25 protein-coding genes and 1 tRNA gene are annotated in these 24,877 nt (G+C 67.7%); 14 read left to right on the top strand and 12 right to left on the bottom strand.

All coding sequences use genetic code 11. From position 1 onward, the window contains the following. Window positions 1-47 precede the first annotated feature (47 nt). Window positions 48-1,577: a cryptochrome/photolyase family protein gene (locus tag ACFQE9_RS04285; protein WP_379740836.1), complete on the top strand. Its 1,530-nt coding sequence runs from the start codon at window positions 48-50 to the stop codon at window positions 1,575-1,577. A 320-nt stretch (window positions 1,578-1,897) separates the two neighbouring features. Here the strand turns inward: ACFQE9_RS04285 and ACFQE9_RS04280 are convergent. Continuing rightward, window positions 1,898-1,981 (bottom strand) — tRNA-Leu (locus ACFQE9_RS04280). Window positions 1,982-2,139: 158 nt separating this feature from the next. Here ACFQE9_RS04280 and ACFQE9_RS04275 point away from each other — a divergent pair. Then, window positions 2,140-2,448 carry a transcription initiation factor IIB family protein gene (locus tag ACFQE9_RS04275; RefSeq protein ID WP_379740833.1) on the top strand — a complete coding sequence of 103 codons (309 nt, stop codon included), beginning with the start codon at window positions 2,140-2,142 and terminating at the stop codon, window positions 2,446-2,448. An 18-nt stretch (window positions 2,449-2,466) separates the two neighbouring features. Here the strand turns inward: ACFQE9_RS04275 and ACFQE9_RS04270 are convergent, their stop codons facing one another. From ACFQE9_RS04270 to ACFQE9_RS04245, 6 genes are all read right to left on the bottom strand, one after another. Continuing rightward, a complete protein-coding gene (locus ACFQE9_RS04270; RefSeq protein WP_379740830.1) occupies window positions 2,467-2,907 on the bottom strand; it encodes a hypothetical protein in 441 nt (146 codons plus the stop codon). Next, on the bottom strand, window positions 2,904-3,398 hold the full coding sequence (locus ACFQE9_RS04265) for a phosphopantetheine adenylyltransferase (RefSeq protein WP_379740827.1): 495 nt from the start codon (window positions 3,396-3,398) through the stop codon (window positions 2,904-2,906). The genes ACFQE9_RS04270 and ACFQE9_RS04265 overlap by 4 nt, the downstream gene beginning before the upstream one ends. Window positions 3,399-3,490: 92 nt before the next feature. Next, window positions 3,491-4,126 carry a helix-turn-helix domain-containing protein gene (locus ACFQE9_RS04260; protein ID WP_379740824.1) on the bottom strand — a complete coding sequence of 212 codons (636 nt, stop codon included), beginning with the start codon at window positions 4,124-4,126 and terminating at the stop codon, window positions 3,491-3,493. Window positions 4,127-4,232: 106 nt separating this feature from the next. Continuing rightward, window positions 4,233-5,351 carry a glutamate--cysteine ligase gene (locus ACFQE9_RS04255; RefSeq protein WP_379740821.1) on the bottom strand — a complete coding sequence of 373 codons (1,119 nt, stop codon included), beginning with the start codon at window positions 5,349-5,351 and terminating at the stop codon, window positions 4,233-4,235. Window positions 5,352-5,413: 62 nt separating this feature from the next. After that, window positions 5,414-6,052 (bottom strand): fibrillarin-like rRNA/tRNA 2'-O-methyltransferase, encoded by a 639-nt coding sequence (locus tag ACFQE9_RS04250; protein ID WP_379740818.1) that lies wholly within the window; start codon window positions 6,050-6,052, stop codon window positions 5,414-5,416. Further along, window positions 6,049-6,945: an NOP5/NOP56 family protein gene (locus tag ACFQE9_RS04245; protein WP_379740815.1), complete on the bottom strand. Its 897-nt coding sequence runs from the start codon at window positions 6,943-6,945 to the stop codon at window positions 6,049-6,051. Before ACFQE9_RS04245 ends, ACFQE9_RS04250 begins: the two co-directional genes overlap by 4 nt. Before the next feature lie 202 nt (window positions 6,946-7,147). Between ACFQE9_RS04245 and ACFQE9_RS04240 the strand changes: the two genes are divergently transcribed. Further along, window positions 7,148-8,149, top strand: coding sequence for an arsenic resistance protein (locus ACFQE9_RS04240; protein ID WP_379740812.1), 1,002 nt, complete (start codon window positions 7,148-7,150; stop codon window positions 8,147-8,149). Window positions 8,150-8,298: 149 nt separating this feature from the next. Next, on the top strand, window positions 8,299-8,742 hold the full coding sequence (locus tag ACFQE9_RS04235; RefSeq protein WP_379740809.1) for a GIY-YIG nuclease family protein: 444 nt from the start codon (window positions 8,299-8,301) through the stop codon (window positions 8,740-8,742). A gap of 9 nt (window positions 8,743-8,751) precedes the next feature. On the opposite strand, the gene ACFQE9_RS04230 is transcribed toward ACFQE9_RS04235, so the two are convergent. Beyond that, complete coding sequence (locus tag ACFQE9_RS04230) at window positions 8,752-9,189, bottom strand: acyl-CoA thioesterase (RefSeq protein ID WP_379740806.1); 438 nt, start codon at window positions 9,187-9,189, stop codon at window positions 8,752-8,754. Window positions 9,190-9,238: 49 nt separating this feature from the next. Beyond that, complete coding sequence (locus ACFQE9_RS04225) at window positions 9,239-9,790, bottom strand: bifunctional nuclease family protein (protein WP_379740803.1); 552 nt, start codon at window positions 9,788-9,790, stop codon at window positions 9,239-9,241. A gap of 192 nt (window positions 9,791-9,982) precedes the next feature. Here ACFQE9_RS04225 and ACFQE9_RS04220 point away from each other — a divergent pair, with 192 nt between their 5' ends. The 7 genes from ACFQE9_RS04220 to ACFQE9_RS04190 all read left to right on the top strand — a co-directional run bounded on the left by ACFQE9_RS04220 (window position 9,983) and on the right by ACFQE9_RS04190 (window position 16,427). Further along, window positions 9,983-10,966, top strand: a complete 984-nt coding sequence (locus tag ACFQE9_RS04220) for an ABC transporter substrate-binding protein (protein WP_379740800.1) — start codon at window positions 9,983-9,985, stop codon at window positions 10,964-10,966. Between the two features lie 6 nt (window positions 10,967-10,972). After that, window positions 10,973-11,767: an ABC transporter permease gene (locus tag ACFQE9_RS04215; RefSeq protein WP_379740797.1), complete on the top strand. Its 795-nt coding sequence runs from the start codon at window positions 10,973-10,975 to the stop codon at window positions 11,765-11,767. 2 nt (window positions 11,768-11,769) lie between these two features. After that, a complete protein-coding gene (locus ACFQE9_RS04210) occupies window positions 11,770-12,522 on the top strand; it encodes an ABC transporter ATP-binding protein (RefSeq protein ID WP_379740794.1) in 753 nt (250 codons plus the stop codon). 81 nt (window positions 12,523-12,603) lie between these two features. Then, window positions 12,604-13,233 carry a cyclase family protein gene (locus ACFQE9_RS04205; RefSeq protein WP_379740791.1) on the top strand — a complete coding sequence of 210 codons (630 nt, stop codon included), beginning with the start codon at window positions 12,604-12,606 and terminating at the stop codon, window positions 13,231-13,233. A gap of 87 nt (window positions 13,234-13,320) precedes the next feature. Beyond that, window positions 13,321-14,367, top strand: a complete 1,047-nt coding sequence (locus ACFQE9_RS04200) for a zinc-binding dehydrogenase (protein ID WP_379740788.1) — start codon at window positions 13,321-13,323, stop codon at window positions 14,365-14,367. 1 nt (window position 14,368) lies between these two features. Continuing rightward, a complete protein-coding gene (locus ACFQE9_RS04195; protein WP_379740786.1) occupies window positions 14,369-16,009 on the top strand; it encodes a class I adenylate-forming enzyme family protein in 1,641 nt (546 codons plus the stop codon). After that, complete coding sequence (locus ACFQE9_RS04190) at window positions 16,002-16,427, top strand: PaaI family thioesterase (protein WP_379740783.1); 426 nt, start codon at window positions 16,002-16,004, stop codon at window positions 16,425-16,427. The genes ACFQE9_RS04195 and ACFQE9_RS04190 overlap by 8 nt, the downstream gene beginning before the upstream one ends. 78 nt (window positions 16,428-16,505) lie before the next feature. On the opposite strand, the gene ACFQE9_RS04185 is transcribed toward ACFQE9_RS04190, so the two are convergent. Together ACFQE9_RS04185 and ACFQE9_RS04180 are read right to left on the bottom strand one after the other, a co-directional pair. Beyond that, window positions 16,506-18,125: a SufS family cysteine desulfurase gene (locus tag ACFQE9_RS04185; RefSeq protein WP_379740780.1), complete on the bottom strand. Its 1,620-nt coding sequence runs from the start codon at window positions 18,123-18,125 to the stop codon at window positions 16,506-16,508. Window positions 18,126-18,214: 89 nt separating this feature from the next. Continuing rightward, entirely contained in the window at window positions 18,215-19,015 is an 801-nt protein-coding gene (locus ACFQE9_RS04180; RefSeq protein ID WP_379740777.1) for an ArsR/SmtB family transcription factor, read from the bottom strand. A 126-nt stretch (window positions 19,016-19,141) separates the two neighbouring features. Between ACFQE9_RS04180 and ACFQE9_RS04175 the strand changes: the two genes are divergently transcribed. Continuing rightward, window positions 19,142-20,599, top strand: coding sequence for a nucleotide sugar dehydrogenase (locus ACFQE9_RS04175; protein ID WP_379740774.1), 1,458 nt, complete (start codon window positions 19,142-19,144; stop codon window positions 20,597-20,599). Window positions 20,600-20,656: 57 nt separating this feature from the next. Here ACFQE9_RS04175 and ACFQE9_RS04170 read toward each other — a convergent pair whose 3' ends face one another. Continuing rightward, entirely contained in the window at window positions 20,657-22,078 is a 1,422-nt protein-coding gene (locus tag ACFQE9_RS04170) for an alkaline phosphatase family protein (RefSeq protein ID WP_379740771.1), read from the bottom strand. Between the two features lie 288 nt (window positions 22,079-22,366). Here ACFQE9_RS04170 and ACFQE9_RS04165 point away from each other — a divergent pair, with 288 nt between their 5' ends. Continuing rightward, a complete protein-coding gene (locus ACFQE9_RS04165; protein WP_379740768.1) occupies window positions 22,367-23,338 on the top strand; it encodes a phosphoadenosine phosphosulfate reductase family protein in 972 nt (323 codons plus the stop codon). A 119-nt stretch (window positions 23,339-23,457) separates the two neighbouring features. Next, the gene (locus ACFQE9_RS04160) at window positions 23,458-24,864 is read left to right on the top strand and encodes an oligosaccharide flippase family protein (RefSeq protein WP_379740765.1); all 1,407 of its coding nucleotides are present in this window, start codon (window positions 23,458-23,460) and stop codon (window positions 24,862-24,864) included. Window positions 24,865-24,877 lie beyond the last annotated feature (13 nt).

The following is a 24,877-nucleotide window of genomic DNA, read 5'->3' as shown; positions in this document are numbered from 1 at the left end:
CGCGTCCCGCCCGACACCTTCAGGGACTCCCCGTCCGACCAGGGCCCATGGAGCTGTTCTGGCACCGCCGTGACGTCCGGCTCTCGGACAACGTCGGGCTCGCGGCCGCCGCGGACCGCGGTCCGGTCGTCCCCTGTTTCGTGTTCGACGACGACGTCCTCGAACACGCCGGCGCGCCGCGCGTTCGATACCTGATCGACTCCCTGTCGGCGCTTCGTGAAGACTACCGCGACCGAGGAAGCGATCTCGTGATCGCCCACGGCGACCCCGCGAGCGTCATTCCGGAGGTCGCCGACGCGCTCGGCGCCGATCGCGTCATCTGGAACGAGGGCTACTCGGGGCTCTCGAGGGAGCGCGACGCCCGCGTCGAGACCGCCCTCGATGACGCCGAGGTGGCGATCGACCACGAGACCCACCACGACGCCGTCCTCCAGAAACCGGGATCGATCCGGACGAACGACGGCGAGCCATACTCCGTGTTCACCTACTACTGGCGGAAGTGGCACGACCGGGCGGTCGATTCGCCCGCTCGCACGCCGGAGCCGGACGATCTCGTCGACGCCGATCGGATCCGATCGCGGCTCGAGTCCGGCGTATCCGGATCCGTGACCGACAGCGTCGAATCCGCCGAATTCGGAACCGGTGAGTCGATCACGGTTGGAACGCTTCCCGCCATCTCGGCCCTCGGGTTCGAGGAGCCCGACGCCGAGCTTCCGCCCGCGGGCACCGAGGCGGCCCGATCCCGGCTGGAGGGGTTCTGTGAGGGCGACGTGTTCCGGTACGAGGAGAAGCGGGACCTCCCCGCCGAGGCAGCCACATCGAAGCTCTCCCAGGACCTCTCGTTCGGCACGATCGGGATCCGAGAGGCGTACGCCGCGACCGAGGACGCGATGGCCCGCGCACGCGAGAGCGATCTCGACGAGGTCGACCTGCCGGCGGAGGCCGACCCGGAATCGAGCGTCGAGGAGTTCCAACGCCAGCTCGCCTGGCGGGAGTTCTACATGCAGGTCCTCCGGTACAACCCCGACACCGTCTCCGCGAACTACAAGACCTACGAGAACCCGATCGAGTGGCGCGATGACCCCGAGGGGCTCGCGGCCTGGAAGCGCGGCGAGACCGGCTACCCCATCGTCGACGCCGGGATGCGCCAGCTCCGCGCGGAGGCGTACATGCACAACCGCGTGCGGATGATCGTCGCCTCGTTCCTCACGAAGGACCTCCTCGTCGACTGGCGCGAGGGGTACGCCCACTTCCGCGAGCGGCTGTGTGACCACGACACCGCGAACGACGTCGGCGGCTGGCAGTGGGCCGCCTCGACGGGCACCGACGCACAGCCCTACTTCCGCATCTTCAACCCGATGACCCAGGGCGAACGCTACGATCCCGACGCCGAGTACATCGCGGAGTACGTCCCCGAACTCCGGGGCGTCGACCCCGATCTGGTCCACGAATGGCACGAGCTCGACGACGATCGAAGACGGGAGGTCGCCCCGGAGTACCCCGCGCCGATCGTCGACCATTCCGAGCGCCGCGAGACGGCTCTCGCCGCCTTCGAGGCCGCCCGCGGCGAGGACTGATCCGGCGGTCGGTGATGGTTCACGCTCGCGATGGGGCGAAAGTACTTCGCAACCACCTGCTGCGAGTATCGGCGCGAGCAGCAGGAGCGTGGGACCGGATTCGATCGATCGTGGGACCGGATTTGAACCGAGCCGAGACGGTCAGCCTCGCTCCGCTCGGCTGTTGCGACTCGTCGGGTTCAGATCCTCAACAGTCAGTTGCTGCGAGCATCGCCGCGAGCAGCAGGAGCGTGGGACCGGATTTGAACCGCGAGGACTCGCTTTGCTCGTCCTCTGGGCTCAAATCCGGTCCGACTCCCTCGCTCACTTCGTTCGCTCAGTGCGTGGGACCGGATTTGAACCGGCGGACCCCTACGGGATAGCGTCCTAAGCGCTACGCCGTTTCCGTGCTTGGCTACCCACGCGCGGGCGGACGTACTCGAAGGTCGCCAAAGAACCTGTCGGACCGGTTCGCGATCGCCGGACGATCACTCCTTCGACGGCCGCCACCCCACCCTTCGCCGGTCGACCTTCCGCACGCTCGTCGACGATCGTTTATATACGTCCGCGGCATACGGGAACCATGTACCGGGCGAGCGATCGGGTCGCGAACGAGACCTGGATCGACCGGATCGAGACGGCCTGCGACCGCCTGGATCTCGGCGATTCGGTCGCGACCACGGCCGCGGACCTGTTCCTCTCGAACGTCCCGGAGTCAGACCGCTCGAAGCGGACGATCGCCGCCGCGAGCCTCTATGCCGCCGCGCTCATCCGGGGCGACGAGCGGTCCCAGTCCGCCGTCGCCGACGCCATGGACGTCACCCGACTCAGCGTCCACAACCACTGGAAGTCGGTCATGGACGAGGCCGGGTTCCGACCGCCGACCTGGTGAGGGCGACGCCGTGCGAACTCACCGATCGCCGCGAAGGAGCCGACCCAACTCGCCGAGAAGAACCGCGGCGACGCCGATCGCGAGCGCGGCAGCGAGCGCGACTCCGATGGATGCCGGGATCGACCCGCCGAGAGCCTCGACCGGGACCGCCCTGCCCAGAACGTCCGATTGCGGTCCCGGCGCGCACTCGTTCACTCCCACCAGCGCGCCCCCGAGCGGGCCAAACGCGAGCGCCACGCACGCCAGGAATCCGCCCGCTGTGACTCCACGTGCGATCGCGGCCAGCGCCGAGAGGACGCCGATCGCCAGCACGTAGGTCCGCGGGGTCGCGAATCCGCCGCCCACGATCGGGACCGCACCGTAGCCGACGATCAACGCGCCGACGACGCCCCACCACACGGGACGTTCGAGCGACTCGCTGCCGATCGCGAGCCGTCGAATCGACCCGGTCGCCGTCATCGCGGCCGGGTGGCCTCACGGCCCTCGCGGTCGGGGGTGAGGTTGCCGTGTTCGTCGATCTCGCCGCGGACGATCCGCGTCGAGGAGATCCACTCGCCGTCCTCTGCCGGGACGTGGTCGACGACCACGACCTCGAGGGGGTCGTGGCCGCGCTCGCGGCGGATCTCGTTGATGCGCTCGCCGCCGTCCTTCGTCTCCGGGGAGACCACGAGCGCGTCGAACTGCGGCTCGGTGGCGATGCCCGTCGGCTCCGTGAGTTCTCGAACCTCGAACTCCCGACCGTGTTCGGCCGCCAGCGGCTCCAGTTCCGACTCCAGGTCCCGTTTCCGTTCCTCGTAGTCCCGGACGTACCGCTCGACGTGTCGGGTTCGCGGGGCGAGCTCGTCGGAGGTCAACCCGACCGTGACGTCCCCGAGCTCGAAGGCGCGCTCGAACAGCTTGCGGTGGCCGTCGTGGATCGGATCGAAGGTGCCACCTAACGCGACGTCCATATCCGCCACTCGTGGGGGCGAACCTTAAAAGGTCGCGAACCGACCGCGCCGGAGTTCGTCTACTCGTCCGCCTCGTTCGTCGTCCGTCTCGTCTACTCGTCCGTCTCGTCCGTCTCGTCCGTCCCGTCTCCGACGCTCACGCTCTCGTCGTCGGAGTCCTCCGAATCGGCGCTCTCGACGGATATCTGGACCGGCTCGGAGGTCGACCCCGCGTCGGCTCCCGGTCCGCCGCCCAGCCGCTCGTCGAGGTTGAACACCGTGTTCAGCTCCGATTGGACCTGTCCGACGACGCCGCGGACCAGCTCGCTCGGCGCGATCGCCTCGTACTCGTAGGGGTTGTTGCCCGCGCCGTCGCTCTGGCGTTTCCCGCGCTCGACGGTCCCCTCCTCGTGAAGCTCCGCGAGCGCCTCGCGGACCGTGCTCGGATAGAGGCCGGTACCGTCGGCGATCTCCTCGCTCGTGCTGTGGGAGTTCTCGCGCAGGTAGACGTAGATACGCGCGCGCGTCTCCGTCTCCAGTAGCCACGACAACAGGTCGACGACGCCCTCGTCGAACTCTCGAACCGCCTTGTCAGCCTCCTCGCCGAGCTTCTCGCGGGTCTTTCTGATCCCCTCGCGGGGACCGTCCGCCGTCGTCTCGTCCGTTCCTATTCCCTCATCCGTTCCCGCTCTCTCGTCCGGTCCGCCACTCGGCTCCTCGTCGGGCCCGTCATCGTCGTGGTCGCTCATGGATACCGATCACTCACCGCTCTGCGGGGAAAAGGGTTTCTCGTGGCCTCGCATCCGACGGAATTCCTCGGGGATCGATCCCGAGCCGTCGCGTCCCGCCGGGGACTCACCAGCGGCGAAGCAGGAGGTCCCGCCGGAGGGCCTCGACGCCCTCGTTCCGGAGGAGGCGACGTTGACGCTCGGCGCCGCTCTCGCGGTCGAGCACCTCGCGGATCCCGGAGACGTCGAGCCGGTCGCATTCGCGTTCGACGACGTCCTCGAGCGCGATCGTACCCCCGCCGTCGCGGGCGATGAACGAGGCGTCGTGCCCGTGGCGCATCGCCCGCCACTTGTTCTCGTCGAGCAGCTCCCGGCGCAGTCGCGTCTCGTTTCCGGCGTCGACCGGGCCGTTGGTTCCCTCGCCGCGGTCCGCCCGATCGTATCGCTCGGCGAGGTCCTCGACGAGCGCGTGGACGTACTCGACCACGGCCAGCGTCACCTCGGGATCGCGTTGGCCGTCCGGAGCGCGCACCTCGACGCTGCCGTGGCCGGTGTGCGGGCGGACGTCGAACCACAGCTCGCCGCGGTCCTCGATCGAGCCGTACTCCACCATCCGGCGTTCGTATCGCTGGAACGCCTCGAAGTCCTCGAATCGGGAGGGGATCCCCGTGTTGGGCAGGTTCTCGAAGATCTTCGCCCGGGCGGAGGCGAGGCCCGTGTCGAACCCGTTCCAGAACGGCGAGTTTGCCGACAGCGCGAGCAGGACCGGCGCGTACCACCGTAGCTCGTTCGCGATCCACACCGCCTTGTCCGCGTCGTCGACGCCGACGTGGACGTGGACGCCGGAGGTCGTGTTCCGGTGTTGGGGATACTGGATGCGCTCGAGCTGGGAGCGATACCGCGGCTTGCGTGCGTGATCGAGCTCGCGCCACCGCGCCGCCGGGTGCAGCCCGGCGCCGGCGATCCGGTAGCCGCCGTCCTCGGCGTGGTCGACGAGGGCGTTCCGAACCTCCCGGAGATACTCGCGCGCTCGCGAGGGCTCCTCGATGACCGGCGTCTGCACCTCGATCGTACACGCGAACAGTTCGTGGTCGACCCCGCCCGCGATCGCCTCCGGCGGTTCCGGCCCGTAGACGAGATCCGAGATACCGGAGGTGGGACGCCCCGACTCGTCGACGATGAAGAACTCCTCCTCGATGCCGAGCGTTCCCATCCGGTCGAAGGCGTCGCGCGAGCCGAGGTCCATCACGACCCCCTTGTTCGCGGGGGACCATATATGGTCGGAAGCCGGCCGATCGCTCGCAGCGGCTACCGCGGCGTCGCGACGATCCCGAGGTGATCGTCGTGATGCGGCTCGAGCCGGCGGTCCTCGAGGATCCGGTAGGCGTCCGACAGCCGCGAGCGGACGTCCGAGAAGACGGCCTCGGGGTCGGCCGTCACGTCCTCGCTTCGGGCCTTGATCGCGAGCAGGAGTCGACCGTCGTCGCCGAGAAACCGCGCGTTCCGAACCGCGACCGCGGCCTGCCCGCGGGTGGCGACGTCCTGGACGAGGAGGTCGAGGTCCGATTCGACCACGTGGGCGTACGTCTCGGGACGCCGCGCGTCCTTCAAAAGCGGGAAGAGCCGGTCGCGGTCGGCGGCGACCCCGAGGAGCTCCCGCATCGGGCGCGGCGCGAACTCGACCGCGTAGGTCGGACCCGCGAAGTCGGCGACGTGACCGACGGTCGTCCCCGCGGCCGCGCCGAGATAGAGCGTGCGCTCGCCGCCCTCGAGGCCGACGTCCATCCCGAGGTCGATCATCGCTCCGAGCTTCGATCGCGAGGGATCCCACGCGCGCCACTCGCCGTCCGTGGGCTCCCCGTAGACGGGCTCGCCGCGCGTCGCCAGCCGCTCCCTGCCGCCGATCGTCCGGCGCTCGACGCCCGCCGGAAGCGGTTCGTCGCTCATCGGTCGGCCTCCGCGGGGTTTTCGACGGCGTTCGTGTCGGCACCGTCCTCGTCCGCGCGAGCCCGGATCGTCGCCATGCGCTCGCGCAGGTCCTCGTGGATCTCCTCGCGGTAGTCGCCCGCGTAGTGGTCGATCCGCGCGGCGATGGTCAGCTTCCCCGCGAACGCCCGCGCGGCGGACCCGCGGTCCTCGGGTCGCGTCTCGCGGACGTACTCGTGGGTGAAGATGATCCCGTGTTTCGGCGAGGGGGCGTGTCCCTCGAGGTGGGCGAACAGCGCGTCCTCGGCGCCGAGCACCTGGACCGTCCCCGAGGGCTTCTTCGCGAGCGGCTCGAGTCCCCCCGCGAGGGCGATCAGCCGGCTCGCGAGCACCGGCCCCGCCATCGCCGAGAGGTTCGGCGCCACGCTCGGGGCGGTCCGCTCGATGAACCCGCGGATCGCCTCGGCCTCGTCGGCGAGCTCGACCACCCGCTCGGCGAGCGAGATCGCTCGCCGCTCGGCCTCGATCTCCGGGTCGCGCGTCGCGACCTCACGGGCCCCGTCGATTCCGGCGTCGACGTCCGCGAACAGGCCGCCGCCCCACTCGACGGCGCGCTCGGACAGCTCGTTCGCGGTCCGCTCGCAGTCGTCCATGGCGCGAACGGCGTGTTTCAACTGCTGGTCGTCGGCGCGTTCCCGCTCCTCGACGGCCGAGCGCGCGGCGTGCAGCGTGGCCCCGTGGAGTCGATCGTAGTAGTCGTCCTCGTCGTCCGCGAAGCCGGAGTCGATCGCGTTGGTTGGCCAATCTCGAGGTGCTTCGGCCGATCCCTCGGCGATCGCCGTCGCCCCGGACTCGACGTCACCCGGATCGATCCCCGTGAACCATCCCGCTCCATCGGGATCGTGGCTGGTCATACGCCGTCTTGTGGTCGACCCCGTATATGCGTTCGCGAAGCGATCGGGGCGGAACTCTCCGAGTCGTCGTTAAGCGACTCGAGTTAATTCGGGCCAATGACCATCGGAACCATATGTGTGTTGGCGACGACGACCGTTCGGTTTCGGTGTGGCGGTTCTCACCCAAAGACGGTTTCTCTCCCGGTCTCGAACCGGCGTGTGAATGGGGACACGAAGCTGGCTGCAACGCCACCAGGTCGCGACCTACGCGGTCGCGGTCGGGCTGGCCGTCGGCGTCGGGGTCGGTCGTCCGGAGAGGGCCGGATTCGTCCAGCGGCTGATCGAGCCCGTGCTGGCTGTGTTGCTGTACGTGACGTTTCTGGAGATCCCGTTCGTTCGGCTCCGCCGGGCGTTCACGAGCGGCCGGTTCGTGGCGGCCGCGCTCGGGATGAACTTCCTCGTCGTCCCCGTCGTCGTCTGGACGCTGACCCGGGTGCTCCCCCGGGAGTCGGTCGTGCTCGTCGGCGCCCTCATGGTGCTTTTGACGCCGTGTATCGACTACGTCATCACCTTCGCCGAACTGGCGGGCGGCGACTCCGAGCGGATCGTCGCGACGACGCCCGCGTTGATGCTCCTCCAGCTGCTGTTGTTGCCGGCCTACCTCTGGCTCTTCATGGGCGCGGACGTCGCCGCGGTCATCGAGGCCGAGCCGTTCGTCGAGGCGTTCCTCACCCTCATCGCGCTCCCGCTGGCGCTCGCGTGGGTCACGGAGGCGTGGGCGACGCGGTCGTCGAGGGGGCGATCGTGGCAGGCCGCGATGGGGTGGCTGCCGGTGCCGATGATGGGGGCGACGCTGTTCGTCGTCATCGCCTCCCAGCTCCCTCGCGTGCAGGAGTCCATCGGCCGGATCGTCGCCGTCGTCCCGGTCTACCTCGCGTTCCTCCTCGTCATGCCCGTGATCGCTCGGCTCGCGGCGGGGGTGTTCGGGATGGACGCCGGCGAGGGGCGCGCGCTCGTGTTCACTTCGGTCACCCGGAACTCACTCGTCGTGCTCCCGCTCGCGCTGGCGCTGCCGGCGGGCTACGAGCTGGCGCCCGCCGTCGTCGTGACCCAGACGCTCGTCGAGCTGATCGGGATGGTCGTCCTCGTTCGAGCGGTTCCGGCGTGGCTGATCCCGGAACCGCCGGCGGGCCGGCCGAACCCGGACGAGTCACACGACGGATGACGGAGTGGGCGAGGGAGTGTGATGGAGTGGTGAGCGAGTGGGAGTGTGGCAAGCGAGTGGGAGATCGAGTGACCGAGGAATTGCTCGTCGAAACACTCAGTCTCCGAATGCCGTGGGTTTAGGCTCGCGGCCCTCGAAGAACGGCGACGATGACTGATCGTGTTTCGGCCGGCGGGACCTACACCCTCGTCGTCTCGCTGCCGGAGGCGACGACGATCGCGGTCGGCGCGCTCGGCGACGTCGCGTTTCCGGCCGGCGGCTACGCCTACACCGGGAGCGCACTCGGCAGCGGCGGGTTCGCCAGGGTGGACAGACACCGCGAGCTGGCCGCCGGCGAGCGGGAGACCCGCCACTGGCACGTCGACTACCTCCTCGGCCACCACGCGACCGCGATCGAGGACGTGGTCCGGACCGCCGGTCGCGACGTCGAGTGCGCCGTCGCGAATCGGCTCGGTGACGGCCCCGCGCCCGGATTCGGCGCGTCCGACTGCGGGTGTTCGAGCCACCTCGCCCGCCGGGAGTCGGTCGAGGCGATACGTGCCGACGTCGAGGACGCACACGCCGAGGCTACGGAGGTGGAAACGGAGCCCTGACGGCGCTGGTCACGACTCGTCGCGAAGGGCGGCTTCGAGCAGTTTCTCGCCCTCGTCGCTCGAGACGGTGAGGTCGGGGACCGGGATCGGGTTGCGGTCGTCGTCGATCGCGACGAAGACCATGTAGGACTCCGTGGTGAGTTCCTGGTCGCCCGATTCGGGGTCCTCGCGGAACACCCGCGTTCGAATGCGAATGCTCGTCTCGCCGGTGTCGTAGACGTACGCCTTCACGAGGGCGATCCCGCCGACCGGAACGGGACGTCGAAAGTTCACCTCGTCGAGGTGGGCGGTCACGCACGTGTCGCCGCAGAACCGCATCGCACACATCGCGCCGAGTTCGTCCATCCACTTGAGGACGTTTCCGCCGTGTGCGGTACCGAGGTTGTTCGCCTGGTTCGGCTGGACGAACCAGCGATTCTCGAGGTAGGTGTCCATCAGATCCGCCATGCTTCGGTCAACTCGACCGGCCGGGATGAACGTTCGGATCGACCGCGGCTTAGATCCCCTCGAACTCGTCGTCCCGCCCCTCGAACTCGTCGTCCCGCCCCTCGAACTCGTCGTCGGGACCCTCGGACCATCGCTCCGGGAGGTCCTCGGGGTTGGGGTCGTCCTCGACGTCGAACCCGACCGACTCCGGCGGGCGACCCCCCTCGTCGATCACGGGGTCCGAGACCACGATCGGACACTCCACCCGCACGGCGAGCGCGAGCGCGTCCGAGGGCCGGGCGTCGAAGACGAACCGCTCGGGCTCGCCCTCGTCGTAGCGCTCGACGTCGACCTTCGCGTAGTAGGTGCCGTCGCTGAGGTCGTCGATGCGCACGCGGTCCACGGCGCCGCCGAACTCGGTGAGCACGCCGACGAGCAGGTCGTGGGTGAGCGGCCGCTCGAAGGGCTCGCCCTCGAGGGTCATCCCGATCGACCGCGCCTGCTCGGGGGTGACGAAGATGGGCAACACCTCGCCGCGAACCGCGAGGACGACGGCCGGTACCTCCTCGCCGTCGAGCCCGCGTCCGGCGCCGATCGCGACGACCTCCGCCTGATGGTCCATACCGGCAGTACACGCTCCGGTGGCTTGTAGCTACTCCCCGCGGATCCGACGACGGCCGACGAGTCGTGGATTGCATCGCGTCATAGGTGCCGGCAAAATCCTCTCGTGGCCCGGGCCACCGCTAAGAATCGCCCGTTCCAAACAGATAATACGCTTCTGGGGAAAACATGGACCAACTGCCGGGTTCACCAGATGACTTCACAAGAATATTCTCGTCGTGACGCGCTCGCGGGTATCGGATCGATCGGCGCCCTCTCGGTGGCCGGCTGTCTCGGAGGGGACGACGGCGGCGGCTCCATCGGGACGGCGCGCCTCTCCACCGGCGCGACGTCGCTCATCGCTCCGGTGATCGTCGCGGAGGAGCTCGACGCGGAATACGGCTTCGAGCTCGAGGTCGTGGTTCGCGACTCCATCTCGGCGTACTACGGCGACTTCGTCGGCGGGACGTACAACACGCTCCCGTTCGGCGTGGAGTCGGCCGCGGCGCGGTACAACGAGGGCGTCGATCTCAGCGTGATCGGCGGGTTCACCTACTCGAGCATGTCGTGGGTGACGAACGATCCCGACATCGAGTCCGTCGAGGACTTCGAGGGCGAGACGATCGCCGTCCCGCTCGGCTCCGGCTCGTTCGCGGTCGCCGACGCCGTGGTTCGCGAGCAGACCGGCCAGTCAGTAGAGGAGCTCGCGAACAACGTGATCAACGCGCCCGGACCGGGCGGCTCGCCGCCCGAGGTGGTGACCGGAAACGCGTCGATCGGCCTCTCGTGGGAGCCGGCGCTCAGCAACTTCCTCGTCCAGGACAACGAGCTGGAGGCGATCATCGACGTTCGCGGCGAGTACCGGGAGCTGTTCGACGCCGACTCGTTCCACCTGCTTTGGGCCGTCAAAGACGAGCTGCTCGAAAACGATCCCGACGCGGTCTCCGGGCTGTTCCAGGCGAGCCAGGACGTCGCGGAGATGTACGCGAACGACCTCGAGGGAACGATCGACATCCTCACCGAGGAGACCGAAAACGAGCCCGAGCCGCTGCTCGAGGCATTCGACAGCGGTCGACTCGAGTTCGCGATGGAGCCGCTCGGCGACCTCCAAAGCGACATCAACACGCAACTCGAGACGTTCGCCGACCTCGGACTCATCGAGGAGATCCCCGACGACGAGCTCTTCCACGAGGTCTAACCCCGCATGGTAGACCGGTCGACGATGGGGCTGTTCGGTCCCCGCGGAGCGTCGCATCTGCCGCCGATAGTGCGGACGATCGTTCCCATACTCGGTTTCTTCGTCGTTCTGCAGGCGTTCTCGTTCGTCACTCCGCCGTACATCATGCCGTCGGTCCTCGAGATCGCCTCCCGGTACGCCCTGTTGTGGGTGTCGGCTCCCGGGGCCGTCGCCTCGACGTTCCTCCGGATCATCGCGGGACTCGCCTTGGCGTTCGTCGTCGGCGTCTCCGGGGGGGTCGCGATGGGGCTCAACACGACCGCACGGGAGTACGGCGAGACGTTCGTCAAGTTCCTCACCGGGATTCCGGGGCTGTCGTGGGTGTTGATCGCGGTCCTGTGGTTCAGCAACGTGCAGGTCCGGATCGTCTTCGTGTTGTTCATGGTGCTCTTCCCGTGGTACACCTTGAGCACGATGGACGCGGTTCGCGGGATCCCCCGCGACTACCAGGACATGGTCCGGTCGTTCCGGTTCTCGACGCGCGAGTACACGCGCAAGCTCGTCGTTCCGTACATCCTCCCCGACGTCGTCTCGATCTCGAAATCGAACATCGGCTACGCGGCACGCGTCGTCGTCGTCGCGGAGCTGGTCGGCGCCTCGGCCGGGATCGGCCGGGAGCTGCTCGTCGCCCAGAGCCAGTTCGACATCGTCGACATCTTTGCGTGGACGTTCGTACTGGTCACCATCATGCTCTCCCTACAGGGGGTCCTGCTCGTCGTCGAACGCACCCAACTCAACTGGCGCAAGGCGGGAGGTGAGTGAGCGTGGGGCTTCCGATCGCCGTCGAGGAGGTCACGAAGGAGTTCCGGACCGACGACGGAACCGTCACCGCGATCGAGGAGTTCGACTTCGACATCGAGGCCGGCGAGGTCGTCACCCTGGTCGGGCCGACCGGCTGTGGGAAGTCGACGATCCTGAGCATCATCCTCGGCGTGCTCTCGCCCACCTCCGGCGAGGTCGTCGTGGACGGCCGACGGCCCTACGACGACTTCTACTCCTTCCGCGGCGAGATCGCGGCGGTGTTCCAGGAGGACCGGCTCCTCCCGTGGCGGACCGCGGCCGAGAACGCCGGGTTCGGCCTCGAGGCGCTCGGCGTGCCGGAGGACGAACGGCGGCGACGCGTCGAGGAGTGGTTCGACACGCTCGGGCTGTCGGGCTACGAGAACGCCTACCCCCAGGAGCTGTCGGGCGGGATGCGACAGCGGGTCGGACTCACGCGCGCCTACGTGACGGACCCGGAGATCCTGCTTTTGGACGAGGCGTTCGGCCATCTCGACGAGGTGACCGCGACGAAGCTCAGAGAGGACTTCCTCTCGCTCATCGACGGCGGCGAGGGCCGAACCACGACGATGTTCATCACCCACGACATCGACGAGGCGCTCATGATCGGCGACCGGGTGCTGGTCTCTCGGTCCCCGGGGAAGATCATCGACCGGATCGACGTTCCCGAGGGGCTCCACGAGGATCCCGAGCGCCACCACGAGTATCGGACCCGCATTCTCGACTCCCTGCGATGAGGTTCAATTCGACCGTCCCACCTTCAGGCGATATTCGCTGACAGGGGAACGCTTGATACGTCTCCGACCCGGACCCGCATCATGGCGATCGATCTCTCGCTTCCGCTCGAGGAGGGAATGCCCGGCTTCCCCGGCTATCCCGGCTACGAGACGTCACAGCTACAGGACTACGATCCCGACGGCAAGGTCTCCCATCACGTCTCGATGAACACCCACCAGGGGACTCACATCGACGCCCCGGCCCACTTCATCGAGGGCGGCGCCACCGTGGACGAGCTGTCGCTTGAACTGCTGTGTGGACCCGCGCGGGTCGTGGACCTTCGGGCCCACCGCGGCGAGGAGATCACCGCGGACGTCCTCGAGTCCGCGGCGCCCGACCTCGCGGCCGATCGGGTCCTGCTTTTGACCGGCGACGTCGACGCACGATTTTACGATCCCGACTTCTTCGAGGAGGCCGCGGTGTTGACCGTCGACGCCGCACGCTGGCTCCTCGAGCGCGACGTGAAGCTCGTCGGAAACGACTTCCTCACGGAGTCCATTCGGGTCGAGGAGCGCCCGGTCCACCACGCCCTCCTCGGCGAGGGGGTTCCGATCGTCGAGTACCTCTGTAACGTCGAGGACGTCCTCGCGGAGACGACCGTCGAGTTCCGCTGTCTCCCGTTGCGGCTGCCGGGACTCGAGGCCGCGCCGGTGCGCGCCGCGGTGTTTTGAGCCCTCGGCGACTCACACCGACCGGAAACAGCCGGCCGAAGTTGCAAGAAGCGGAAGGTCCGTATCCCTGGAGTACGACCATCGTCCATGGCCGACGAAATGGACGCCGTCGTCTTCGAGGAGCACGGTGGGTTGGACGTTCTCGAGCACACGACCGTCGACGTGCCGGAGATCGGACCCGAGGAGATGCTAGTCGACGTCAAGGCGTGCGCGCTCAATCGCCTCGACATCTTCGTTCGAGAGGGAATCCCGGGCGCCCACCTGGAGTTGCCCCACGTCTCCGGAGGGGACATCGCCGGCGTCGTCGAGGCGGTCGGCGACCGCGTGGACAACGTGGAGCCCGGCGACCGCGTGCTCGTGGATCCGCGGATCACCTGCGGCGAGTGCGAGTACTGTCGAAAGGGCGAGACGAACCGCTGTTCGGACGACGTTCACGGCAACCTCGGCGAGGAGTACTGGGGGGGATTGGCCGAGTACGTCGCCGCCCCCGCGAGGAACGCGATCCACATGCCCGACGGCGCCGGCTTCGTCGAGACCGCGGCGCTTCCCATCGCGTACGCGACCGCCTGGCGGATGCTCGTCTCGCGCGCGGAGGCCGATCCGGGCGAGACGGCGCTCGTGCTCGGCGCGAGCGGCGGCCTCGGTACGGCCGGCGTGCAGATCGCCGATTATCTCGGAGCCGAGGTGTACGCGGCCACGAGCTCCGAGGAGAAGGCGGAACGCGCCCGAGAGCGCGGCGCGGACCACGTGATCAACTACGAGGAGGAGGAGTTCGACCGCGCGATCTGGAACGCGACGGACAAACGCGGCGTCGACATCGTCTTCGAACACGTCGGCGAGGCGACCTGGGAGGGGTCGATCCGGAGCCTCACGAACGGCGGCCGGATCGTCACCTGCGGCGCCACGACCGGGCCGAAGGCCACGACCGACATCCGGTATCTGTTCACCCGCGAGGAGACGATCCTCGGGAGCCGCGGCTGGCAGCGCGACGAGCTCGAGACGGTCGCCGACCTCGTCTGGCGCGGCGAGTTCGAGCCCGCGATCGATCGAACCCTCCCGCTCGAGGAGGCGATCGAGGGCGTCGAGGCGATGGAGGACCGCGATCTGACCGGCAAGGTCGTCATCACGCAGTGAGATGGCCGGAACCGTCGGACTGGACTTCACCCCGGGGCCGGACGACGAGCCCCACCTCGGACGGCTCCACGAGGAGACCGCCGCGGCCCATCCCGATCGCATCGCCCTCATCGACGGGGAGTCGGGCGACGAGGTGACCTACGGGGAGGTCGAAGATCGCATCGCTGCGGCGGGCAACGCGCTCGCCGACCTCGGCGTCGAGCGCGGCGACCGTGTCGCGCTCTCGTTCCCGAACGAACTCACGTTCGTCTACGCGTTCTTCGGCGCGGCCCGCCTCGGCGCGGTGCCGGTGCCGGTGAACGTTCAGGCGACCTCGGCGAAGATGCGCTCCGTGATCGACGACAGCGACGCGGCGGTCGTCGTCACGAGCGACGACGAGTCGATCCTCCCCGAGATACGTGCGGCGGCGACCGCGATCGACGCGATCGAGACGGTGGCGGTCGCCGCGCCGGAGCCGCCGGGGATCGACGGCGTCGACGTCGTCGACTTCGCGACGCTCCTCGCGGAGGCGGACGCGAGCCTCGAGCCCGCACCGGTCGACCCCGACGATCCGGCGATGCAGCCGTACACGAGCGGATCGACCGGCGACCCGAAGGGCGTCGTGTTGACCCACGGCGGCTGTGCGTGGATGATCACCTGCATCCATCGGCTGCACTTCCTCGACGAGGACGACCGGGCGATCGTCGCCGGGCCGCTGTACCACAAGAACGCGATGGTCGGCGCGATCAAGCCCATGCTCGCGATCGGCGGGAGCGTGGTCGTCATGGACGGCTTCGACGCCCACGACGTGATAGAGGCGATAGACGCCCACGACGTGACGTATCTCCGCGGCGTTCCCGCGATGTACAAGATGCTCGTGAACGCCACGGAGGCGCTCGCCGACCACGACGTCGAGAGCGTCGACTGGGCGGTCTCCGGGAGCGCGAGCCTCCCCAACTCGCTCATCGAGGACGTCCGCGACGTCTTCTCCTGTGACATGGGCGAGGCCTACGGCCTGACCGAGACCGGCGGCCCGATCACGCTCTCGCCGCGGTGGGGGCCGCGCAAGCTCGGAAGCTCCGGGCTGGCGTTGCCCGGCGCGGACATCCGGATCGTCGACCCGGAGACGAACGAGGAGTTGCCCGCCGGAGAGACGGGCGAGCTCGTGATCGCGGCCCCGAGCAACGGGTCGTACTACCGACGGCCGGACACGGAGGCGGAAGCGTACTTCGAACGCGACGGCCGACGCTTCCTCCACACCGACGACCTGGCCTATCAGGACGAACAGGAGTACCACTACATCGTCGGCCGGCTCGACGACATGTTGATCGTCGGCGGCGAGAACGTCTATCCGGCCGAGGTCGAGAACCTGCTCCAGCGACACGAGCGGGTTCGAGACGTCGCGGTCGTCGGCGCTCCACACGCGGTCAAGGGCGAGGCGCCGGTCGCGTTCGTCGTCGCCGACGACGTCACGGAGGAGGAGCTGAAGCAGTACACCCTCGAGAACGGGCCCGCGTACGCCCACCCGAGGCGGGTGTTCCTCGAGGACGAGCTGCCGCTTGCGAGCACCGGGAAGATCGACCGAGACGCGCTGGAGGCCGCCGCCCGCGAGCGGATCGAGGGCGGCGAACTCCGATCCAGCAGACCACACCACAATGAGTGACCACATCGACCGCGAGGAGGCAGAATCGATACTACAGAGCGCGCCGTTTCACCAGTTCCTCGGCGTCACCTTCGCCGAGTACGAGGAGGGACACGTCGTCATCGAGTGTCCGTTCCGCGAGGAGTTTCTCGTCAACGAGGACAAGGAGATCGTCCACGGCGGCGTGTTGAGCTCGCTCGTCGACATCGCGGGCCACTACGCCGTACTCTCGTCCGTCGACGCCCGCGTGCCGACCATCGACCTGCGGACGGACTATCTCCGACCGGGTCGACGCGGGCCGTTCACCGTCGAGGCCGAGGTGGACCGCGTCGGGCGAAACGTCGCCGTCGCGGACGCGGAGGTCCGACAGGAACAGCGCGGCGAGACGAAGTCCGTGACGCTCGGGCGGGGCTCGTACGGCGTCTCACACGTCGAGTAGTCGGAACCGAGGCGGCTCCGGCGGAGCGTCGACAGCGTCGGCGACGCGGGAACGCGTCGCGGTTTTTGTAATCCGGCCTCACTCGACCGTTCGTTCGAGGTACTGTCTCGCCGCCTCCTTGATGACCATCTCCGGGCCGACGACGCAGTCGTGCCGGAGCTCGGGGAAGGTGTCCTCGAGGAGGTCGACGACGAGCCCGTCGACGTTCGCGACCTCCTCGATCGGTCGCCCCTCGAGGTGGACGGAGAGCATGCTCGCAACGGCCTGGCTGACGGCGCAGCTGTCGCTCTCGAAGGCGATCGCCTCGACCGTGCCGTCGGGGGCGACCTCCAGGTGGAACTCGCCGTCGTCGCCACAGGTCGTCTCCCTTGAGGACTTGACGAGCGTCGGGTCCGCGAGCCCGCCGGCGTTTCTCGGGTTCCGGTGGTGGTCGAGGATCCGATCGTGGTATCGATCGGAGGCGAGATGGCGGGGGAGTTCGTCCGCGGCGGCGTCGACCGCCTCGAGGAGCCGGTCGACCTCCGCCTCGGTGTTGTAGACGTAAAACGACGCGCGGACGGAGCCGGGGATCCGGAGCCAGTCGTGAAGCGGCTGCGTGCAGTGGTTGCCGGCGCGGACGGCGATGCCCCGGTCGTCGAGCAGCGAGGACATGTCGTGGCCGTGGATGCCGTCGACGTTGAACGAGACGAGCCCGGTGCGCTCCTCGCCCGACGGCGGGCCGTAGGTCTCGACGCTCTCGCGCGCCTCGAGACGCTCCAGCGCGTACTGGGCGAGCTCGTTTTCGTGTCTCCGGATCGCGTCCATTCCGATGTCGTCGAGGTAGTCGGCCGCGGCCGCGAGCGCGATCCCCTCACAGATCGGCGGCGTGCCGGCCTCGAACTTCCAGGGGAGCTCGTTCCAGGAGGCGTCCGTGAGCGTGACGTGTTGGATCATCTCGCCGCCGAAGAGGAACGGGTCCATCTCCTCGAGCAGGTGGCGCTTCCCGTAGAGCCCGCCGATCCCGGTCGGTCCGGCCATCTTGTGGCCCGAAAAGGCGAGGAAGTCGACGTCGAGCGCCTCGACGTCGACGGGTCGGGTCGGAACCGACTGCGCCCCGTCGACGAGGATGTACGCGTCGTGGTCGTGAGCCATGTCGGCGAGCTCCCCGACCGGGTTCACCGTTCCGAGGACGTTCGAGACGTGCGTGACGGCGACGATCGCCGTGTCGTCGCCGATCAGTTCGGCGGCATGGTCGAGATCGAGTCGTCCCTCGTCGGTCACCCGGACGTGTTTCACCTCCGCCCCGGTCCGTTTGGCCACCTGCTGCCAGGTCACCATCATCGCGTGGTGTTCCATCTCGGTGGTGACGATCTCGTCGCCGGGGCCCAGCTCGGACATGCCGAGCCCGTAGGCCACGAGGTTGATGCTCTCCGTGGAGTTCTTCGTGAACACCATCTCCTTTCTGCCGCCGCTCGCCCCGACGAACTCCGCCAACCGATCGTGGGCCTGCTCGTAGGCCACGGACGCGCGGTGGCTCAACTCGTGCATTCCGCGGTGGACGTTCGCGTTGTACTCCGTGTAGAACTCCTCGAAGATCTCATAGACCTGCCTCGGGGTCTGCGTGGTCGCGCCGTTGTCGAGGTAGACGAGCGGAGCGTCCCCGACGGTTTGTTCGAGTATCGGGAAGTCGTCCCGTATCGTGGACGGAGCCGGTTCCATGTATCTACCCGTCGTAGGCGCCGACGGGTAAATACTTCACCGGTCGATGGAGCCGAATTCCGAGAGCGTGGTTCCCGAGAGCGGACGGGTCACGACTCGGCGAAGTAGCCGAGGTTGTAGTGCCAGTAGACCCACGCGAGCGTGAAGACGATGGCCGCCCCGAGGAAGAAGACGATGCCGGGTTCGAGCAGCGAGACGGCGTGTTCGGCGGCGGCCTCGGCGCGCTCCGCGGCCGCGCCGTCGAAGGTCACCTCGACGATGGGCGTCTCCGTCGTGCCGGCCCCGGCCGAGTCGGCCGCCGGGGTCGTCTCCGCCATCTCCGTCGCGGTCGGTTCGTCCATCGACTCCACGTCGACGGCGTCGCCCGAGCCCCCGTTGCCGTCGTCGACGCCACCGGCGTCGCCGTTCGAGCTGACCGAGTAGCCGTCGGCGCCGGCCCCGCCCTCCGGGACGGAGACCGACAGAAGTGACTGGACCGCGAGCGCCGCGAGCGCGAGGATCCCGTAGCCGCCGAGAAGCCGTTTCAGTGCGGTCTTGATCCCGTCGCCGCGGGTCGACTCGCCGGCGAACAGCACGAGTGGCTCGCTCGCGGGCGCGTAGACGTTCATCTCGCGACCCTTCTCGGAGTAAACCGTGTCGGCGACCCGGACCAGGTCGGCCTCCCGGAGGTTCGAGAGGTGGTACTGGACGTTCTGGAGCGAGGTGTCGAGCGCGTCGGCGAGTTCGGACGTCGTCGCCGGCTCCTCGTGGAGCGTTGCGAGGACGGAGCGGGCCGTCTCCGAGGAGAGCGCGGCAAAGAGCTCGTCGGCGTCCTCCTCGGAGACGTCGACGACCCGCGGCTCCTGGTCGCCGAGGGAGACGTCGGGGGTGGAGGGCAGCAGCCGGGACATACCCGACACTCACACAGCAGCCTACAAATCCCTTGTGTCGGACGATTCCGGACTCCTCCCGGCGCGACCCCTCACGACGAAGCCTCCCGACGGAAGACTCTTGAGCCGACGGTCGCCAGAATCGGTATGCACGTCACCGTCGTCGGCAGCGGCTACGTCGGCACGACGCTTTCGGCCTCGCTGGCCGACATGGGCCACCGGGTCACGGCGATCGACATCGACGAGGCGATCGTGGAGAGGCTGAACGCCGGCTCGGCGCCCATCCACGAGCCCGGCCTCGACGAACTCGTCGCCGAACACGCCGGCGACCGCCTGACAGCCACGACCTCCTACGCCGCGATACCCGACTCCGATCTCACCGTCCTGGCCATCGGCACGCCGTCGAACCCGGACGGCTCGCTCGATCTCACGGCGCTCGCCGCCGCGACGGAGATGACCGGCGAGGCGATCGCCGACGCCAACGACGGGGCGATTGCGGACGCCGAAGGTGAGACGTCCGGCGACGCCACGAACGGAGCTTCCGGCCCGGATCGCCACCTCGTCGTGGTGAAGAGCACGGTCGCGCCCCCCGCGCTCGCGGAGCTTCGGGAGGCGCTCGCGAGAGGTCTCGACGGGGAGCGCCCGGACGCGGACGCGAATTCGGATACGGATCTGGATACGGGTGCGGGCACGGATGAGGACGCGAACACGGACGCAGTCGACTCGAGCGCGGACGTACTCTCGCGGTGGGGCGTCGAGCTCGCGACCAACCCGGAGTTCCTCCGGGAGGGGACCGCCGTCGCCGACTTCCGCGATCCGGACAAGCTCGTCCTCGGCACGGAGACCGATCGGGCGCTCGAGCGCCTCGAGGAGCTCTATGAACCCCTCATCGCGGAGACCGACGCCCCCGTCGTTCGAACCGATCCGGAGAGCGCGATGATGATCAAGTACGCGAATAACGCGTTTCTCGCCGCGAAGATCTCCCTCGTCAACGACCTCGGGAACGTCTGCAAGGAGTTCGGCCTCGACGCCTACGAGGTGATGGACGCGATCGGACTCGACGACCGCATCTCCGAACGCTTCCTCCGATCGGGGGTCGGATGGGGTGGCAGTTGCTTCCCCAAGGACGTCGATGCGATCCGCGCCGCGGCCCGCGAGGCGGGCTACGATCCGGCGCTGCTCGAGGCCGCGGTCGAGGTCAACGACCGCCAACCCGAGCGGCTGCTCGAGCTACTCGAGGAACACGTCGACGTCGACGGCGAGCGCGTCGCGGTGCTCGGGCTCGCGTTCAAGCCCGGCACCGACGACGTCCGCAACTCCCGGGCGATCCCCGTCATCGAGGGGTTGCGCGAGCGCGGCGCCGATGTCGTCGGGTACGACCCGGTCGCGACGGAGACCATGCGCGAGCACTTTCCCGACCTCGAGTACGCCGCGGATGCCGCCGAGGCGCTCGAGGGAGCCGCGGCCGCGGTCGTCGTGACCGATTGGGACGAGTTCGCGGCGCTCGACGCCGAGTTCGACGCGATGGCCGAGCCCGTGGTGATCGACGGTCGACGGATCGTCGAACGCCGCGAGGGACTCGTCTACGAGGGCCTCACCTGGTAGACGGTCAAGCGTCGAAAACCGGCTCGTTGAGCGCTCGATGTCCGCCCACCGTCGTCTTCACTCGGAGGCGACGAGCGAGTCGCCGTCGAACGCGGACCGGTCGGCATCGACGTCGAGCTGGTCGAGGATCGTCGGGGCGATGTCGAAGAGGTTCACGTCGTCCCCGATCTCGACGTCGGAGTCGGTCGTGTAGAGACACGCGTTCTCGAACTTGTGCATCCCGTTTCGGGGTCCCTCCGAGAAGACGTCCTTGTCGCTGCCGAATCCGGCCTTCAGGTCGAATCCGTCGGCGGGGATGACCACGAGGTCGGGAGCGATCTCCGTGTGGTCGCCCGCGAAGGCGTCCTCGCCCTTCACGATCCGCTTGCAGACGGAGCGGCCGTCGGGGCCCTCGAGCCTCTCGAGGTCGGCGATCAGCTCCTCGCGGACCGACTCGTAGTCGTCCTCCGGGACGCCGCCGCGGGGCTCGCGCCCCTCGAGGTTGAGGTAGAGACGACCGGGGATGAGCGAGTAGGCCCGGGCGTCGTCGGCGATGTCCTCGAGGGAGTCGGGGGCGTCGTCGTCACTCCCGTCGTCGTCGGCCGCGGCGGCGACGCCGTCCTCACCGCCATCGCCCGATTCCGCCGCGTCGTAGGTCAACCAGCCCGCCTCCTCGAGCCAGCGGTTGAGGTCGACCTCGTACTCGAGGTGCGTAAAGCCGTGATCGGAGGCGACCACGAGTTCGGTGTCGTCGTCCAGGCGCTCGCGGATCTCGCCGATCGCGGCGTCGAGCTCGCGGTAGAACTCGAGGAACTCCTCGGCGTACTCGCCGTCCGTCGCGTAGTCGCCGAACAGGAAGTGGTTGACGCGGTCGGAGGTCATGTACACGCCGAAGAACAGGTCCCAGTCGTCCTCGTCGACGTAGTGACGGAAGACGTCCGTGCGCGCGTCGAGGGTATCGTGTGCGTTCTCGATGAAGTCGGTCTTATCGTCGTCGTGGCCGAGCTTCGCGTCGGCGTCGATCGCGTAGTCGTACCGCTCGAGCGTCCGGCGCACCTCGTCGTCGCTCGAGGCCTTCTCGACCGACGGCGAGAGGAATCCGGAGACCTGTCGCTGGATCCGGCTCGAGGGCGGGAACGTGACGGGAACGTTGAGGACGGTCGCGTCGCGGCCGTCCTCGGTGACGAGGTCCCAGAGCCTGGTCGCTCGAACGTGGCTCCCCATCGGGACGTACGTCTCGTAGGAGTCGCTCTCGCGGTCTTGAAACCCGTATACGCCGGTCTTTCCGGGATTCTGGCCGGTGGTGAGTCCCGGCCAACACGCGCTCGATTCCGGCGGGACGATGCTCTCGATCCGGCCGCCGGCTCCCTCCTCGGCGATCGCGTGCAGGTTCTCGAAGACGTCAGGATGCTCCTCGACCAGGTCGTGGGGAACGCCGTCGATCCCCAAGAAGACGACCCGGTCATCGGAGCCACCGCGCAGCTTGTCGAACAGACCCATGTTCCGGATCCGGTGTTCGCCGCGGTTAGCCCTTCGGATGTCCGACGAATACTGCCCCGACCGCGGTCGCGTCGATCACGCTCTCGCCGGCCGGTATTAGGATCGAGACGGAACTGAACAGACACGATGCCCCAGCGTGGCGGAAACGGACCCAAACCGGCGAGAATGCGCCCGTATTCGGGCGATCGAAATACCGGCAGACGTCGAGCGCGGTATAAATGGTCTGGGATATCGGACCGCGGGAATCAGGTAGAAAGCCTCATACGTGCCCGTTCGCACCTATCCGGTATGTCGAGCGCGTTCCCGGAGTACGTCGACGTCGACTACGACGACGGCGAGGGCGAGTCGCCCGACGACTACCCGTCGCTGCAACACAAGATCGAAAAGGCGATCGAGGTGACCCGGCGGGGGCTCGAACAGTACGACAACCCCGCGGTCATGTGGACCGGCGGGAAGGACTCCACGCTCACGCTCTACTTCATCAACGAGGTCGCCGACCAGTTCGGCTACGAGAAGCCGACCGCCGTCTTCATCGACCACTACCAGCACTTCGACGAGATCACCGACTTCGTCGAGCGGTGGGCCGACGAGTGGGACATCGACGTCGTCTACGCCCGCAACGAGGACGTCGGCGCCTACGTCGACGAACACGGGCTCGAACCCGGCGACGACGTCCCCGTCGAGGCGCTCTCCGAGCCGAACCAGCATCACGTTCGCGACATCCTCGAGTACCAGGAGGACACCTTCCCGTTCCTGCTCGACACCTACGTCGGCAACCACCTGCTGAAGACGGTCGCGCTCAACAACGCCCTGGAGGAACACGGCATCGACGGCGTCATCTCCGGCGTCCGCTGGGACGAACAGGAGGCGCGCGCCGACGAGACGTTCTTCTCGCCGCGCCACGACCCCGACATCTACCCGCCCCACGACCGCATCCAGCCCATCCTCCAGTTCGCAGAGGCCGACGTCTGGGACGCCTTCTGGTACTACGTCGTGCCCGACACCGTCGCGGCCTTCCCCGACGACGGCTACGTGCCGGAGTCGGCCGAGGACCTCCCGGAGGGCGTGAGCCAGGACGACGTGCCGATCTCGCCGAAGTACTTCGCCGGCTTCCGGTCGCTCGGCAGCGAGGTCTCCACCGAGAAGACCACCGCCGAACCCGCCTGGCTGCAGGACCTCGAAAACACGACCGAGCGTGCCGGTCGGGCGCAGGACAAAGAGGACCTGATGGAGCGCCTGCGGGATCTGGGGTACATGTAGGCTAGGCCGTCGAGCGACGTACGGCGCCCTCTCGATCGAAGAAGCACGGTATTGATACGTCGGCAGTCGAAATTCGACCGTAATCGCGATCCCTAACTATGAGATACGGTCGGACCTCGATGATCAACTTCCTGTCGCGGGTGGTGATGTCCGTCTCGGGCTTCGTCGCGACGATCGCCCTCACGCGGACGCTCGGACAGGAACGATATGGGACCTACGTCGTCGTCCTGTCGGTTCTGGCGTGGGTCGCGATCGCCGGTGAGCTCGGGCTTCCGCAGGCGATCCGAAAACGAGTGAGCGAATCTGACGAGGGGAACTACGTCGTCACCGGCGTTCTCGCGCAGTTCGGGCTGTTCGCGGTCGTGGCCGTCTGCCTCTGGATCGCGCGACCGTACCTGAACGAGTTCATGGAGATAGAGGCGACGTGGATCCTCATTCTGATGCTTTCCGTCCGCCTCGGGATCGGTTTCGTCCGTGCCATACTTGACGGACAGCTTCTCGTCCACGTTTCGAGCGTCCTCTCTCCGGTCGAGTGGACGAGTCGAAGCATCGTGCAGGTCGTTCTCGTGTTGTCGGGGTTCGGGATCGCCGGGGCGTTCGCCGGATACGTCGTGGGTGCCATCGTCGCGATCGCGATCGGCGCATACTTCGTGGAGATTCCGAGGAGGAAGCCGTCGCGTCGGGATTTCTTCCGACTCAGATCGTACGCCCAGTTCTCGTGGCTCGGGTCGATCAAGGGACGGACGTTCATGTCGATGGATACGATCATCCTTGCGGTGTTCGTCTCGAATAGCCTCATCGCGGTCTACGAGGTGGCCTGGAACCTCGCATCGCTGTTCGCGATCTTCGGCAATTCGATCAGACAGACGCTCTTCCCGGAGATGAGCAAGCTCTCTTCGGAGGGAAGTTCGGACGGTGAGATAGCCGGTTTGCTGCGTGTGAGCCTCGCGTACGCCGGTCTGTTCATCATTCCGGGACTCGTCGGCGCGGCGATCGTCGGGGACGTCGTCCTGACGGTCTATGGATCCGGATTCGAAACCGGATACTATATCCTGCTAATTCTCACCTTTGCGCGATTGCTCTACGGATACATGGGCCAGTTCCTGACCACGATCGACGCGATCGATCGGCCGGATCTGACCTTTCGGATCAACGCCGTCTTCGTTGTAGTAAATCTCGTGTTGAACGTTCTACTCACGTGGCAGTTCGGCTGGTACGGTGCCGCGGCGGCGACGACCGCGTCTGCCGGCATTGGGCTACTTCTCGGCTACTACTACGCAAACCACGTCGTCGACGTCGTCGTTCCAATCGCCGAGATCGGAAAGCAGTGTCTGGCTGCCGGGACCATGGCCGGGATCGTTTTCTTTGGACGAGCCGTGATCGGTGAGTCGTTGCCGATCGTCGTCGTTCTCGTCGGAGTCGGGGCAGGCGTCTACTTCGTGGCGCTGTTCGGTCTCTCACAGGAGTTCCGAACGACGGTGCGTGAGAACATGCCGTTCCCGATTCCGTTTTTCGCGCCGAAGTAGACCGGTCGTTTCA

Source organism: Halopenitus salinus, assembly GCF_042662125.1.
GTDB lineage: Archaea > Halobacteriota > Halobacteria > Halobacteriales > Haloferacaceae > Halopenitus > Halopenitus salinus.
This window is presented reverse-complemented; position numbering and strand designations above follow the sequence as displayed.